The 15,295-nt window shown below is 58.5% G+C and carries 15 protein-coding genes; 12 read left to right on the plus strand and 3 right to left on the minus strand.

All coding sequences use genetic code 11. From position 1 onward, the window contains the following. The first annotated feature begins 16 nt into the window (after nt 1–16). From K0O24_RS10150 to K0O24_RS10170, 5 genes are all read left to right on the plus strand, one after another. The gene (locus K0O24_RS10150) at nt 17–895 is read left to right on the plus strand and encodes a hypothetical protein (protein ID WP_219892636.1); all 879 of its coding nucleotides are present in this window, start codon (nt 17–19) and stop codon (nt 893–895) included. Between the two features lie 281 nt (nt 896–1,176). Continuing rightward, nucleotides 1,177–1,911, plus strand: coding sequence for a hypothetical protein (locus K0O24_RS10155; RefSeq protein ID WP_219892638.1), 735 nt, complete (start codon nt 1,177–1,179; stop codon nt 1,909–1,911). A 406-nt stretch (nt 1,912–2,317) separates the two neighbouring features. Continuing rightward, on the plus strand, nt 2,318–3,145 hold the full coding sequence (locus K0O24_RS10160; RefSeq protein WP_219892640.1) for a zinc metalloprotease: 828 nt from the start codon (nt 2,318–2,320) through the stop codon (nt 3,143–3,145). Nucleotides 3,146–3,341: 196 nt separating this feature from the next. Further along, complete coding sequence (locus K0O24_RS10165) at nt 3,342–4,094, plus strand: glucose 1-dehydrogenase (protein ID WP_219892642.1); 753 nt, start codon at nt 3,342–3,344, stop codon at nt 4,092–4,094. Continuing rightward, on the plus strand, nt 4,091–4,885 hold the full coding sequence (locus tag K0O24_RS10170) for a sugar phosphate isomerase/epimerase family protein (protein ID WP_219892643.1): 795 nt from the start codon (nt 4,091–4,093) through the stop codon (nt 4,883–4,885). The genes K0O24_RS10165 and K0O24_RS10170 overlap by 4 nt, the downstream gene beginning before the upstream one ends. A 194-nt stretch (nt 4,886–5,079) precedes the next feature. Here K0O24_RS10170 and K0O24_RS10175 read toward each other — a convergent pair whose 3' ends face one another. Continuing rightward, nucleotides 5,080–5,556 (minus strand): nuclear transport factor 2 family protein, encoded by a 477-nt coding sequence (locus K0O24_RS10175; protein ID WP_219892644.1) that lies wholly within the window; start codon nt 5,554–5,556, stop codon nt 5,080–5,082. A 331-nt stretch (nt 5,557–5,887) separates the two neighbouring features. Between K0O24_RS10175 and K0O24_RS10180 the strand changes: the two genes are divergently transcribed. From K0O24_RS10180 to mltG, 6 genes are all read left to right on the plus strand, one after another. Further along, nucleotides 5,888–7,669: a tetratricopeptide repeat protein gene (locus K0O24_RS10180; protein ID WP_219892646.1), complete on the plus strand. Its 1,782-nt coding sequence runs from the start codon at nt 5,888–5,890 to the stop codon at nt 7,667–7,669. A gap of 81 nt (nt 7,670–7,750) precedes the next feature. Then, the gene (gene fabD, locus K0O24_RS10185; RefSeq protein ID WP_219892647.1) at nt 7,751–8,686 is read left to right on the plus strand and encodes an ACP S-malonyltransferase; all 936 of its coding nucleotides are present in this window, start codon (nt 7,751–7,753) and stop codon (nt 8,684–8,686) included. A 2-nt stretch (nt 8,687–8,688) separates the two neighbouring features. Further along, on the plus strand, nt 8,689–9,429 hold the full coding sequence (gene fabG / locus K0O24_RS10190; RefSeq protein WP_219892648.1) for a 3-oxoacyl-[acyl-carrier-protein] reductase: 741 nt from the start codon (nt 8,689–8,691) through the stop codon (nt 9,427–9,429). Between the two features lie 117 nt (nt 9,430–9,546). Beyond that, a complete protein-coding gene (locus K0O24_RS10195; protein WP_219892650.1) occupies nt 9,547–9,783 on the plus strand; it encodes an acyl carrier protein in 237 nt (78 codons plus the stop codon). Between the two features lie 96 nt (nt 9,784–9,879). Then, nucleotides 9,880–11,136, plus strand: coding sequence for a beta-ketoacyl-ACP synthase II (gene fabF / locus K0O24_RS10200; RefSeq protein WP_219892651.1), 1,257 nt, complete (start codon nt 9,880–9,882; stop codon nt 11,134–11,136). After that, complete coding sequence (gene mltG, locus K0O24_RS10205) at nt 11,136–12,068, plus strand: endolytic transglycosylase MltG (protein WP_219892653.1); 933 nt, start codon at nt 11,136–11,138, stop codon at nt 12,066–12,068. The genes fabF and mltG overlap by 1 nt, the downstream gene beginning before the upstream one ends. Nucleotides 12,069–12,072: 4 nt before the next feature. Here mltG and K0O24_RS10210 read toward each other — a convergent pair whose 3' ends face one another. Next, nucleotides 12,073–13,641, minus strand: a complete 1,569-nt coding sequence (locus K0O24_RS10210) for a fatty acid--CoA ligase (protein ID WP_219892654.1) — start codon at nt 13,639–13,641, stop codon at nt 12,073–12,075. A 150-nt stretch (nt 13,642–13,791) separates the two neighbouring features. Between K0O24_RS10210 and K0O24_RS10215 the strand changes: the two genes are divergently transcribed. Further along, complete coding sequence (locus K0O24_RS10215; protein ID WP_219892655.1) at nt 13,792–14,121, plus strand: PilZ domain-containing protein; 330 nt, start codon at nt 13,792–13,794, stop codon at nt 14,119–14,121. Here K0O24_RS10215 and K0O24_RS10220 read toward each other — a convergent pair. Then, nucleotides 14,118–15,239: a beta-ketoacyl-ACP synthase III gene (locus K0O24_RS10220; protein ID WP_219892656.1), complete on the minus strand. Its 1,122-nt coding sequence runs from the start codon at nt 15,237–15,239 to the stop codon at nt 14,118–14,120. The genes K0O24_RS10215 and K0O24_RS10220 overlap by 4 nt on opposite strands. Nucleotides 15,240–15,295: the final 56 nt, after the last annotated feature.

Genomic DNA, 15,295 nt, shown 5'->3' on the forward strand with positions numbered 1-15,295 from the left:
CAGGGGGGAATGATAAATGAAGCGTTTGGCCTTTCTCGCAATGATCGCGAGCGCACCGGCATTGATGGCACAAACGCCTGCTCCGCAAGGGCAGGCTAGCGCAACTCCGGCGCCGTCATCATCGGCCCCGACGGCCATTGTCTTTTCGGAAAAGGGCGCGAACGGGATGAGCGATCTCCCTATGGGCGTCCACCGAATCCCCGACAGCGACGTTGTCGTTTCGGGATATCAGGGCGGCGGCGGAATCGGCATGCTGTTCGGTGTCGTCGGCGTGCTTGTGCAGAGTTCGATCAATGCCGGTACCGGCACGGGAAAGGTCCGCAATGTCGAGGATGACCTGCGCTTCGACGTCCGGGCAAAGGCGATCGAGATGACCAACACCATCATGGCGGGCGAGCAGTTCCGGACGGCCTTCACGCTCACGCCCCAGCCGGATGGCAGCACGATGACGGTGACGCCCTATGTCGTGCTGACGTTTGTCAAAAAGACCGAGGATGTTCGCCCCTATATCGTGCTGAAGACCAAGGTCGCGACCGGCACCGACTCTGGCAAGACAATCAAATATTTCTGCTGCGAGGGAGCGGCGCTGCCGCTTGCGAGCCTGACCGAGAATGACGGCGCCCGCCTGAAGGAACTCCTGACGTCCGAGTTGGATACCGCCATCAACGTGATGCTGCTCGATCGTTCGCAGCCCTTCCCGCGGAACGATGAGGCCAAGATCGAAACCAACGGCTTGCTCCCCTTCATCGGCAAGCCTTTGAAGTGGAGGGGATTCGATCTGGGTCGTTACAAGGAATACAATCTGGTTGAGTTCCGCGGTGGGATATTCGTCTTTTCGGGCGTGAATATCGTCGAGCCGGGTGCGCTGGAAATCACGCCTGTGGTCAAGAAATAAGCGACACGATTGCGGAGATTGGGCATAGGCTTCCGAGCCCCGCGTCACTCGCGGGGCGACGGAAGGAAAATGGCTGGAAAAGGGATGTGAGGTCCCGAAACCAGACTGTCCGCAATCGACCTCAAAGCGGACATTGGGACCTTCCTTATGCAGAACGTGGTAGTCGAACCTCTATCCATCATTGGCATAAGCCCCGAGCGCCTGCAATTGCTTCGGCGTACGCTACTGCTTCTTGACTGTGCTCGACTTCGCGATAGCCTCTGGCTGGGGAGGGGCATTTCATGTCTATCACTACACACAGAAGCGAGCGTTCTGGTTGGGTGCGCCAACCCTGGTTGTGGTTTGCAATCGCTCTTGCGCTTGTTGCCTTTGGCTTTTGGCCCAGCTTTCTCTCAGCGCTTCCCAATGTACCGTCGCATATTTTCGTTCATGGAACTTCTGCGACACTATGGATGGCGCTTCCCATCGCGCAGGGCCTGTTGATCGTAAAACGCAGGCGTTCGCTGCATCGGCGACTGGGCTATGCGTCCCTTGCTTTAGCAGCTGCCGTTGTGGTGACCGGTCTCCACGTTGTTCAGACAATGATTCTGAAGAACGGTGATACGGTCCGGTTTGTAAGCTTCAAGTTCGCGCTTCTCGATCTCACAGGGATATTCCTTTTTGTCACTTTTCTTGCGATGGCCGTTCAGTCTGCAAGACGTCACGAAATCGGAATGCATCTTCGCCTGATGGCCTGTACTGCGCTCATTCCGCTGGAAGCCGCGAATGAGCGCACCGCAATTCAGTTGTTCCCCGGAATCGTTCCAGACTTCGACGCAGCGCTTTACGCATCCTTGCTAAGCATGGAGGCAATTTGTGCGGCCCTGATCGTTGCGGAATGGTGGCTGGATCGGGTTCGCTGGCCGTTTGCCTTCATGCTCTTCTATTATTTGGTGATGCACATCATCGCTACACCCGTCGCCCTGGACCCTCAATTCCAAGCATTTTGCCAATGGTATGCACATCTGGGGGCGTAATCGCTTGCTCGCAATAGATCGGACTGTTCGCTAAACACCCCACACCGCCCATCCAAACCAAAACCGATCCCGCCGCTGGCATTGTTGCAAGTATGGGTTGCTTCTGCGCTTGTTAGGCTCGCCTGCTATCCAACTGGTCTTGGACAACAGAGAGGTCGCATTGGGCGCATGCAACTTTCGACATATTGTGTCGGCGTTGACCTGAACTAAAACCAGCGCGTGAGTGAGTGAGATAGGAACCGATCCAAAGCTTGTGGGGGCAAATTTGTCGATGGGCTCCGTCCACTCCCATTCCTCGCCTCCGTGTTCGTTACCCCGGCACGGAGGCGAGCTTTAATTGAATCTTATTATTTTTGGTTGCGATACTGGTCGGCGCGAACAGCCCGCATGAGCGAAGGAAGTTCTTATGAAAATCAGAGCACTATGCGCAGGCGCAATGCTGACATTGGCGTGCACAACTCCAGCCGTTGCAAATCACGCCTGGACCATCAATGGAAAGCAGTTGCATTGGGCGCGTACTGCCAACCCGGTCAAGCCAACCGTCGATTACAAACTCGATAACAATCTTTGGGGGCCCTACTTAAGCCCTGCACTGGCAGGTTGGAACAAATCCAACATCGCCACGGATCCGGATGTTGTCGAGTTCATTCTGGGTAATCCTGTAAGCGTCGATGCCAATAGCTGCCCTGGCACGGCTGGAAGAGTGACTGTCTGCAATTATGCCTATGGTGCAACGGGGTGGCTTGGGGTCGCGGTAGTCGAATATGATGACGTGACTGGACATATTCAGTTCGCGTCGGTCAAAATGAACGACACCTATTTCAACATGTCGACCTATAATAAGCCAGCATGGCGAGCGAGTGTGCTGTGCCAGGAAATCGGGCACACTCTTGGTCTTTCACATCAAGACACCAAGAACTTCAATCCGGATCTAAAGGACATTTACGGACGCCAGACCTGTATGGACTATACGGCCAAGCCCGATGGCAACGAGTGGCCAAATCTACATGATTATCAACAGCTTGCGTCAATCTATTCGCATCTTGATTCGATCACGACGACCAGCACCACATCTGCTGTGCTCAATTATCCCGATCGAAAGCCCATCTATGGAAATACACCTGCTGATTGGGGAAAAGCCATCGCATTCGGTGAAGATGGGCGCGGATTGGCGTTTGCCAAGAAGATCGCGGCAAACCGGAGCCAGGTTACATTCGTTCGTTGGGTGCCCTGACTCCATGCCGTTCGTTGAAGCTTTCCGGCACTGGCACTGAGCGACCACTCCATTCCGTTTGATTGGTGCCGCCAACGGTTTCTCGCTGATCAATACAACCTGCCGCCCGCTGGCATTTTTGCGAGTGTGGGTTGTCCCTGCGCTTGTTAGGCTCTTCTGCTATCGGGCTGATAGAGTGCCGCAAAGGAAGAAGATCATGCGATTGAACGAAAAGACGGCTCTGGTGACGGGTGGGGCATCGGGCCTGGGCGATGCGATTGTGCGGCGGTTTGTTGCCGAAGGCGCCCGGGTGATCATTGCGGATATCGATGGCGAGAATGGCCGGGCGCTGGCGCTCGCGCTTGGCAACAAGGCCAGTTTTGCATCGCTCGATGTGTCTCGCGAGGAGGACTGGAAGCGTGTGCTCGCGGAAAGCGGGCCGATCGACATCCTCGTCAACAATGCCGGCATCACGACGCATGGCTCGATCGAGGATGTCACGCTCGAACAGTTTCGCCATGAGTTCGAGGTGGATGTGGTCGGTGTCTTCCTTGGCTGCAAATATGGCATTGCCAATATGAAGGCCAATCCAAAGGGGAGCGGCGGCTCGATCATCAACATGTCATCGCTGTGCGGCGTGCGGGCGCAGGCCGATCTGGCGGCCTATAATGCGGCCAAGGCTGCCGTTACCCACCTGACCAAGTCGGTCGCGATGCATTGCGCAACAAAGGGCTATGGCATTCGCTGCAATTCGATCCATCCCGGCGTCATTCACACGCCAATCCTTGATAAGGTTCTGGCGCAGGTTCCGAACCCGGATGAGGTGTATGCGGGCTGGGTTTCGACGCACCCGATCGGCCGGATCGGGCGGCCAGAGGAGATTGCAGCGATGGCCCTCTATCTCGCTTCGGATGAGTCGGCCTTCACGACGGGCGGCGAATTCCGGGTCGATGGCGGCAGTTCGATATGAACCGCATTTCGTTCGCGTCCGGGATCGTTCCCGAATGCGAGCCGCTTGAAACGATACAGGCAGCAGCGGCTGGCGGCTTCGACGCGACCGGGCTTTGGGTGGAGCCGGAAAAATGGAGCGCGCAACTGACGCGGGACGCCCAGCGCGCGCTGGCGGACACGGGCCTTGAATTGCTTGACGTCGAGGTGATCTGGATCAAGCCGGGGGACACTCTCGACGCGCACAAGGCCGTGATCGATATCGGCGCTGCGCTGGGTGCGAAGAACGTCCTGTGCGTTTCCTCCGACCCCGACGCAGGGCGGACGGCGGGGCATCTGGCGGCGCTGTGCGAGCATGCCGAAGGGTGCGGCATGCGCGTCGCTCTCGAGTTCGGCATTTTCACCGAAGTGAAATCCTTGCCTGCTGCTCTCTCGCTACTCGACGCGGTGGCGCATCCGCTGCGGGCCTTGCTTGTCGATCCGATCCATGTTGACCGGTCCGGCACTTCGGCAACCGACATTGCGGCCGTTCCCCGCGCGCTTTTGCCCTACGCCCAGTTTTGCGATGCTCCGGCGAAACGTCCCGATCCGGCAGACTTCAACGCCATCATCACCGATGCCATCGACTTGCGCGAGCAGTGCGGCGAGGGCGGCCTTCCACTCGCAGACCTGTATCGCGCCCTGCCAGAAGGCATTCCGCTGAGCATAGAATTGCGCTCAAAGCGGTTACGCGACACTTTCCCCGATGCAGGTGATCGGGCCAAGGCGGTCGCGGCGGCAACGCGGCGTTGGCTGGCAGCCCAGCTTCAATAGACTGGCAATCGCGTTTTCGTGGTCATATTGCTTCTGCTACCGTCTGAGCCAGACGTTAAGGGGCGCGAACTTTTGGGCTCCGCCGTTGAGTGCAAATGGTTTGCCGAGCCGGTTGCAGTGAGCACTGCCCAGCGCTTCTGGTAGATGGGCCGAGTAGTGGCGAAGGGAGCGGAGAATTCGCTCCACCCGGAAAATCAGCGCCCGGAGATCGGGGCAAAATTGGCGTGGACCAGCTTCCACTCGCCGCCAATCTTGGCATAGACGCGCGTGGATTTGGCAGTGTTGGGGCTCGTTTTGCCAGAGGCGTCCTTGCGGATGCCAACGAAGTTGTAGGTCAGAATCGCCGCATCGCCGTAGACCTGCACCTTGGCGTTCTGCATGTCAGAAAAGACCGCAACGTCATTATGGCCGGATGCATCTGTCATTGCAGTCGACATGGCCTTGCCTTCGAGCCGGGTCGGATAGTCCGGATTGAATTCGGTATAGTCGTCAGCAGTCGCTGCATTCTGTTCAGCGCCTGACTTTCCGGCAATTTCCGCAGCCCATTGCGCACGGGCCAAAGCCATGATGGCGGCAGCGACCTGAGGATTATCAGCAGCGAGCGCAGGTGCGGCCAAGAGCGAAGCGGCGGCGGCAATGCAGCCACCCCTTACAAGAAGTGCAAGTTTCATTGTCTCTCTCCATAAAGAAAAGCTTCTACGCGTTCACACGCAACTGAACTTGACGAATGGGATCGGCCGACTCAGCAAATTGCCAGCCTTGGCTCATCGATTTGCAGAGGCTGGGACTCACCAGCAAGCAAGTCAATCGATTTGTCTGGCCCGAACTGCGACGCCCGGAACGGTCGACTGTCGGCAGAACCCTAAGGCGCAATGATGCACGTATTACGCTGTTCATCGTACCGCACGAAAGGCCTCAGACAAAAGTCGTCGCTAATGCCGATCATCGACTCGCTTTCCCGCTTCTGGTAGCGTGCGTAATACTCTGGTGGGGGAGGGTTGAATGCTGCTTGGTCCCAAGATTGCGCTGATGTCGACAGCGCTTTTTTCGCTGACGAGTTTTTCCGGAATTGCCGACAGCAGGATTTCATCCGAGGCGTTGCGGCAGCTTGATCCGTCGCGCATTGCCGGCTCGATTTGCGGGCAACGCATGCGCGATGTCCGGTCGCGCCTGAACTGGATCCGGATCGCAAATCTGGCTGCCGGTGCCGTTCAGGCCCCTGACGGGCCCGTGATGCTGATCGACGGGCTGGGCGATCCGGGATTTGCCATAAGCACGCAAAACCCGCTTGCGCAGCGCTATTTCAATCAGGGCCTGATGCTGACCTATGGCTTCAATCATGCCGAGGCCATTCGGGCCTTTCGCGAGGCGCAGCGCCTCGATCCGGAGTGCGCGATGTGCTGGTGGGGAGAAGCCAATGCGCTTGGACCCAATATCAACGCGCCAATGGATCCGGCAACCAACGCCCGCGCCCTCGAAGCGATTGGCCGCGCCGATGCCCTGAAAGCGGGCGCGCGACCTGAAGAGCAGGCGCTGATCCTCGCCCAGAAGGCGCGTTATTCTGCACAGGCGAATGCCGATCGCGCGGCGCTGGATCAGGCCTATGCAACGGCCATCCTCGATGTCGCGAATCAGTTTCCGCAGAGCGATACGATTGCCGTTCTCGCGGCAGAAGCGGAAATGGACGTGCGGCCCTGGGATTATTGGGAAGCGGATCGCGAGACGCCCAAGGGGCGGATTGGCGACGCCGTCCGCCTGATCGAGACGGTCTTGGCGCGCAACCCTGATCATCCTGAGGCCGCCCACCTCTACATCCACTTGATGGAAAGTGCAGTGCATCCCGAACGCGCTGAAAAGGCAGCGGACCGGCTTGTGGGCCTCGTGCCCGGGTCCGGGCACCTCGTCCACATGCCCGCGCACCTTTACTATGTGCTGGGCCGTTTCAAGGATTCGATCCGGGTCAATGTGGAGGCTGCGCGGGTTGACGAATCCTTCCTGCTGACGTCGAAGGAGCGGGGGATTTATCGCTTTGGTTATTACCCCCACAACATCCATTTCATCGTGACCTCAGCACAGATGGGGGGCGATGCCGCCACGGCCCTGCGAGAGGCGCAGCGACTTCGCGGCGTGCTCAATGCCGATGCGACGGCTGCGACTCCCTGGGTGCAGCCGGTCGATGCGGCGCCGTTTCTTGCCTATGCCCAATTTGCCGAGCCAAATGCGATCCTCGCCCTCAAGGCCCCGGACTCCCGGCTGCCCTACGTCACAGCCATGTGGCACTACGCCCGGTCTATTGCCTATGCGCGGGCCGGCAATGATAAGGAGTTCGACCGCGAGATTTCCGCCTTGCGCCGGATCCGGACGACGACCGATTTCAAGCCGATGACGGACATGCTCGTCCCGGTACCGGACTTGCTCAAGATCTCGGAACTGGTGGCGCAAGGGCGACGCGAATATGCGCACCGGCGTTTTGCGGCAGCAGCTGATCTGTATCGGCAAGCCGCGACGCTTGAACAGGGCATCACCTATTATGAGCCGCCATTCTGGTATTACCCGGTGCAACAGTCGTTGGGTGCCGCACTCTATCGGGCCGGAGATTTCAAGGGTGCCCGACAGGCCTTCATGCAAGCCCTTGGACAATTCCCCAACAATGGCTGGGCGCTCTATGGGCTTGCGGAGACGAATCGGGCGCTTGGAGATCGTCCTTCCGAAGCCGCAGCGCGGGCTGCATTCGGCCGGGCATGGCTTGGCAATCCGAAATGGATTTCGATGGATCGCATTTAGCGCGCGCTGCAAACCCATCGCGGGCTTGCGCAATCGGGTTGCGGTTTCTAGTCGGAGCTCCGAACCAGTTGGAGCACATCTATGCGCGCTTTCATTTTTCCGGGTCAGGGAAGCCAGTCTGTCGGAATGGGCAAGGCCCTGTCTGAGGCGAGCACCGTTGCGCGCGAGGTTTTCCAGGAGGTTGACGATGCGCTGGGCCAGCGCCTGTTCCGCATCATGACAGAGGGCCCAGAGGATCAGCTTACCCTCACCGAGAACGCCCAGCCAGCAATCATGGCCAACGCCATTGCAACGCTTCGCGTACTTGAGAAGGAAGGGGGCATAAGGCTGGCCGACAAGGCGGGATTCGTCGCAGGACATAGCCTCGGCGAATATTCAGCCTTGTGCGCAGCTGGAGCGCTTGATCTTGCAACAACAGCGCGGCTGTTGAAATTGCGTGGGCAGGCGATGCAGGCGGCCGTGCCTGTCGGCGTCGGCGCAATGGCAGCGCTGCTCGGCGCGGATATTGAGAAGGCGCAGGGGCTCGCAGATGCGGCCGCTCAAGGTGAAGTCTGCACAGTCGCCAATGACAATGATCCTTCGCAAGTCGTGATTTCGGGACACCGAGGCGCGATCGAACGCGCAATCGAGTTGGTGAAAGATCACGGCATAAAGAGGGGCATCCTCTTGCCGGTTTCCGCACCTTTCCATTGCCCGCTGATGCAACCGGCGGCAGATGCCATGGCGCAGGCGCTCGCTGATGCCGCGTTGCAAGCGCCTCTTGTGCCCGTCTACGCCAATGTGACGGCAGCGCCGGTAGCCGATGCAGAGACGATCAAGGCTCTGCTGGTCGAGCAAGTGACCGGGCGAGTCCGTTGGCGCGAGAGCGTCGTCGCCATGTTCGACAACGGAGTTCATGAATTTGTGGAATTCGGTGGCAAGGTCCTTGCGCCCATGGTCAAACGCTCGGCACAGGATGCGAACGCAACGAGCGTGATTTCGATGGATGATATCGAAGCCTTGATGAAGGGACTCTAGACATGTTCGATCTATCAGGAATGACCGCTCTCGTGACCGGGGCTTCGGGCGGAATCGGGTCTGCCATTGCGGCGGCGCTGGTCGGGCAGGGTGCCCGGGTTGCTTTGTCAGGGACGCGCGAAGATGCCTTGAAGGCGGTTGCTGCGGAAATTGGCGGCGATTGTGTCATACTTCCTTGCGATCTTGCAGACGGCACTGCTGTGGACGGGCTGGTACCACGCGCCGTCGAGGCGCTTGGCGGCCAACTCGATATTCTCGTGAACAATGCCGGTGTGACACGCGACAATCTTGCGATGCGCATGAAGGACGAGGAGTGGGATACAGTAATCCGCGTCAACCTCGAAGCAGCATTCCGGCTCATCCGGGCTTCATGCAAGCCGATGATGAAGGCCCGGTTCGGCAGGGTGATCACGATCACGAGCGTTGTCGGTGCCACCGGCAATCCGGGACAGGCGAACTACGCCGCGTCCAAAGGAGGGCTGACGGCCATGTCAAAGGCTCTGGCGCAGGAACTCGCCAGCCGGAATATTACCGTCAATTGCGTGGCGCCGGGATTCATCACGTCGCCAATGACCGATGTCCTGCCTGAAGCACAGAAGGATGCGTTGACTGCGCGAATTCCGGTTGGTCGGCTGGGTGAAGGCAAGGACATCGGCGCTGCCGTTGCTTATCTTGCATCGCGTGAGGCTGGCTACGTGACCGGCCAGACAATCCATGTGAACGGCGGGATGGCCATGCTTTGAGCCTTGCCGTGGGGCAGGATTTCACGACTGTCTGTTGATCGGGGGGCTTGCCAGTCTGTCGCGCCCGCTTTAGGGCGATTGCAAATATTGCTCACACATGAACGAGAAGGACTATCCATGAGCGAGACCGCCGATCGCGTTAAGAAAATCGTCGTCGAACATCTTGGTGTTGAAGCCGAGAAAGTGACCGAAGAAGCCAGCTTCATCGACGATCTTGGCGCTGACAGCCTTGATATCGTCGAACTCGTAATGGCCTTCGAAGAGGAATTCGGCGTCGAAATTCCAGACGACGCAGCCGAGAAGATCGCAACCGTCAATGACGCGATTGCCTATATCGACTCGAACAAGGGCTGAACGGGCCAATTCGGAACCCCCTGTGGGAGCCGGTGAATTCTTGAAGCGGCTCTCCGTTGCAGTGACGGGGGGCCGCTTTCATTTGAAGGAAATGCAATGCGTCGTGTTGTCGTAACCGGATTGGGGCTGGTCACGCCGCTGGGTGGCGATGTGGAAACCAGCTGGGCGAACCTTATCGCAGGAAAATCGGGCGCGGGTAAGATCACGCGCTTTGATACGTCGGACCAGAAGTGCCACATTGCCTGCGAAATCAAACCCAAGGATCATCCCTGGGGCTTTGATCCGGACAAGCGCGTCGATCACAAGGTTCAACGCCAGGTCGATCCGTTCATCATCTATGGCATTGACGCTGCCGGGCAGGCACTTGAGGATGCCGGCCTGACTGACATGAGCGACGATCTCAAGATGCGGACCGGATGTTCGATCGGGTCCGGCATCGGCGGACTGCCCGGAATTGAAAGCGAGTCGCTTGTTCTGGCGGAAAAGGGACCGGGGCGGGTCAGCCCGCATTTCGTCCACGGGCGGCTGATCAATCTGATCTCTGGACAGGTCAGCATCAAATATGGGCTGATGGGTCCAAACCACGCGGTGGTGACGGCCTGTTCAACGGGCGCGCATTCGATTGGTGACGCGGCCCGAATGATCCGCGACGGAGATGCAGATGTCATGCTGGCTGGCGGGTCGGAAAGCACGATCAATCCGCTTGGTGTTGCCGGTTTCGCACAGGCGCGCGCTCTGAACATGAGCTTCAATGATCGCCCGGAGCAGGCCAGCAGACCCTATGACCGTGGCCGGGATGGCTTTGTGATGGGCGAAGGCGCTGGCGTCGTCGTGCTCGAGGACTATGAGCATGCAAAAGCACGCGGCGCGAAAATCTATGCCGAAGTCGTCGGCTATGGCCTGTCAGGCGATGCCTATCACGTCACGGCGCCTCATCCCGAAGGCAAGGGCGCGGAACTGTCGATGCGGATGGCGCTCAGAAAGGCTGGCATGGGCCCCGGCGATATTGACTATGTGAACGCGCACGGGACTTCGACCATGGCCGATACGATCGAGCTGGCGGCGGTCAAGCGTGTGCTTGGGGACGATCTTGCCGGCGCTTCGATGAGCAGCACGAAATCGGCAATCGGCCATCTGCTGGGCGGCGCAGGCGCTGTCGAGACCATATTCTGCATCCTTGCAATCCGTGACCAGATCGTGCCCCCGACGCTCAATCTCGATGATCCGGATGAGGGAACGGAGGGAGTCGACCTGGTTCCTCATGTGGCGAAGAAGCGCACAGTACGTGCGGCTTTGAACAACAGCTTCGGTTTTGGAGGAACCAACGCGAGTCTTGTGGTGCGAGCCATCTGATGCGTTCCTGGCTGGCCCTTCTGGCCGCCATCTTGCTGGCCGCCTGCTCAGGCGGGGCTGACAGGGATGTGACGGTAGTTGTGCCGCCCGGAGCAAGCCTGAAGGCTGCAGCGAATATTCTCGAGAAACAGGGAGCCATCGGGTCTGCTTCTGGTTTCCTGCGGCATGCGAAGATTTTCGGATCGTCCGAACCCATCAAGCCGGGCGAGTATGAAATCAAGGCCGGGATGGACAATGGCGATGTTCTGGCGCTGCTTCAGTCGGGCCGGACGAAACAACGCTTTGTCATCATCCCGGAAGGCACGCCAAGTGTGGTGGTCGCGGACAAGCTGATGGCTGCTGACTTTCTGGTCGGAAACGTAGCCGTTCCTGCGGAAGGGAGTGTCCTCCCGGATGCCTATCCCTATACACGCGGGGAGCAACGCAGCGCCGTACTCAAGCGGATGCAGGGTGCAATGGCCAAGGCCCTCTCCAAGGCTTGGGCGGACCGGAAGCCGAACACTGTCGTGCGGAGCCCTGAGGAAGCCGTCATCCTTGCTTCCATCGTCGAAAAGGAGACGAGCAAGGCAAGCGAACGGCGCACAGTTGCCGGTGTCTATTCCAACCGTGTGCGGATTGGCATGCGGCTTCAGGCGGATCCAACGGTCATCTACCCCGTCACCCGGGGGCGCCCTCTTGGGAGGCGCATCCTGAAGTCGGAGCTTCTGGCCGACAATGGCTACAATACATATGCAAAGTCCGGGCTGCCTGTGGGCCCAATCGCCAATCCCGGCAAGGCTTCCATTGAAGCCGTCCTCAATCCCGCGCCGACCCGCGCACTCTATTTTGTCGCGGACGGGACCGGTGGGCATGTCTTCGCCGACACGCTGGAACAGCACAATGCGAACGTCCAGAAATGGTATGCGTTAAGGCGATCGCGCGGAGAAATGTGATCCTCTAGTTGACCTGCCGCTCGCGACCTTCCCAATAGGGCGCGCGCAAGTCTTTCCGGAGGATCTTGCCGCTGGCGTTCCGGGGAAGCGCCGCAATCACGTCGATCGACTTGGGAACCTTGAAGCCGGCTATGCGCTCTCGTGCCCAGGCAATGACATCTGCCTCGTCGATTTCGGCCCCGGGCTTCGGAACGCAGACAGCCTTCACGGCTTCGCCCCATTTGTCGTCCGGAATGCCGATCACGGCCACCTCTGCAATCGCCGGGTGGCCATAGATCGCTGACTCGACTTCGGCGGGATAGACATTTTCTCCGCCCGAAATGATCATGTCCTTCACGCGATCATGGATGAAGAGATAGCCGTCTTCATCCATATAGCCCGCGTCTCCGGTCCGGACCCAGCCGTCTGCGCTAAGTGTCTTTGCGGTCGCTTCGGGCAGGTTCCAGTATGAAATCATGTTGTTTGAAGACCGCGTGATGATTTCCCCGACTTCGCCGGTCGGCACTTCATTGCCCTCTTCATCGACGACTTTCAGTTCGACGCCGGGAAGCGGCTTGCCTGCAGCACGCATGCGCGGATTGCCATTGGGATCATGGTCTTCGGGGGGCAACATGACCACCGTGCCTGTTGTCTCCGTCATGCCATAGGCCTGAAGGAACTGGGCGCCAAAAACCTTGATGCATTCGCGCAGGAGTTCAAGCGGAATAGGGGCAGCCCCGTAGATGATGTACTTCAGGCGCGAAAAGTCCGTTGTTGCGGCTTTCGGATGGTTGATGACCATCTGGAGTGCAGCGGGAACCATGAAAAAGCGCGTCACCCCCCCCGTTGCAACTGCGTCTAGGACACCGCCGGGTTCAAATTCCGCCATGATATGGCCAGCGACACCCGCTGCCAGAGCCATGACGCCAAGTCCGGTTCCGCCAATATGGGCGCACGGCATGCACATCAGCACGACCTCGTCTTCGTCCCAATGCGACCATGGCAAATTGGCTTCGAGTGATGGAATGCGCAGGCCGAACAGGTTGCGGTTCGAAAGGACTGCTCCCTTCGGATTGCCGGTCGTTCCAGATGTATAGAGCTGCAGAACCGCATCTTCCGCGTCAGCGGCAGAGAATGGACCTCTTGGGCTCGCATCAATCCAGCGGCGAGCAGCGTCTGCTCCAAGAATGTGCTCAACATGCTTCAGGTCGCCACGGACCGCGTCGGCGGCGGCGTCAAAGCCCGGCCCGACAAAGAGCAGCCGTGCTTCAGTGTCGTTGACGATATAGGCGATTTCCGCCGGTGCGAGCCGCCACCCGACGGGGACCATCACAACACCGATACGAGCGGCGCCGAAAAAGAGCTGATAATAAAGGTCGCTGTTCTTGCCGAGCCAAGCAATCCTGTCTCCCTTTTTGAGTCCCGCAGCAATCAGGGCGGACGCGACCTTTGCGGTCCGTTCTTCCAGCTCACCAAATGTCAGGGTACGATCATCTTCCCGCAGAGCCAGCCGATCCGGACGTTCATTCGCCCAATGGGTGATGAAATTGTCGAAACTCAACAATGGCAGCTCGGACGCTTGATTCTGGGGCATCGCTCTCTCTTGATTCTGTGGTTTGGTGTCTCGGTATGAGATAGGCCGTGATCCGCAAGTGGCAAGTCGTTGCCGAAATTGCCGACGTAAACAATTGGTCAACCATAAGCGGCTAAAGGCGTGTGGGGACTGAAAAATGAGGAGGCCTTGATGGCATCGAATGCCGACATTAGGACGCACTGGGACCATGATGGTCGCCGCGCAGAAAGACTTGGCGTCCAGATGCAGGCGGCGTTGCGTCCATCCGGCGCAAAGAAATTCTCAGTTGATGTGATCGATATTTCAGTTGTCGGAGTCGGCTTCGGAACAGCCGCCAACCTGCATATCGGCGACAGGGTCTGGCTTACCGTTCCGGGCATGGCAGGCCTGGAGTCGCACGTTGTCTGGCGCAATGGCCATCGTTACGGCTGCGAGTTCATCAATCCGCTCTATGCCGCAGTTCTTGACCACATCGTTGAGCTCTATCGCAAGAAGGACTAACCAGATTTGCGCAGCATCACGGTGCCAGCGGAATAGCCGGCACCGAACGAGCAGATCAGCCCCAGATCACCTGCATTCAAGTCTTCGCTGTTCAGGTGGAAGGCAATGATCGAGCCGGCAGATGATGTATTGCCATAGGTATCCAGCACGGTCGGACTTTCGTCCGGGCTGGCTTCATGTCCCAGCACGCGTGCGGCGATGAGCCTATTCATTCCGGCGTTTGCCTGGTGGAGCCACATGCGGCGAAGCGATGCCGGCGCAATCGCGAGTTCCTCAAGCTGTGACACGATCAGTTCCGCGACCATCGGCACAACTTCCTTGAAGACTTTGCGTCCTTCCTGGACGAAGAGCTTGTCCCTGGCATCGCGGGTATCGGGATCAGTGCGATTCAGGAAACCAAAATTGTTACGGATATTATTGGAAAATTGCGTCTTGAGCCGCGTTCCAAGAATATCCCAGTGGCGAGCCGGTGCGATGCTTTTTTCTTCGATCAGAATCGCCGTGGCGACGTCTCCGAAAATGAAATGGCTGTCCCGATCACGCCAGTTGAGGTGTCCCGAACAGATTTCAGGATTGATGACGAGCACCGATCGCGCATGGCCCGCGCGAATAAAGTCTGCGGCGGTCTGAATGCCGAACGTTGCCGAAGAGCAGGCAACATTCATGTCGAAACCAAAGCCCTGAATACCCAAGGCGTCCTGTATCTCGACTGCTATGGCAGGGTAAGCGCGTTGCAGATTGGAACAGGCGCACAATACGGCGTCCACGTCCTCGGGCTTGCGACCGGCGCGGGCGAGGGCATCACGTGCAGCGGCCACACCAATTTCGGCGAGCACCGAAATTTCGGAATTGGGGCGTTCAGGCAGGCGCGGGCACATGATCTCGGGATCAAGGATCGGCGCCTTCGAAAGGACAAAGCGCGATTTGATCCCGCTCGCCTTTTCAATGAACTCGACCGAACTGTGTTGCAAAGGCTCAATCGTACCCGCTTCGATGGTGCTGGCGTTCTCATGATTGAATTGATCGACGTAGCGATTGAAGCTTTCGACAAGCTCGTCGTTGGAAATGCTTTCCGCTGGCGTAAAGAGACCGGTTGCAGAAATTACGGGTTCGAACATGGTCGCGGTTGCCTGAACTTCATTGCGGTTGGAGAATGTCCCTAGTCGCGGGAAAG

This window comes from Aquisediminimonas profunda (genome assembly GCF_019443285.1).
Classification (GTDB): Bacteria; Pseudomonadota; Alphaproteobacteria; order Sphingomonadales; family Sphingomonadaceae; genus Aquisediminimonas; species Aquisediminimonas profunda.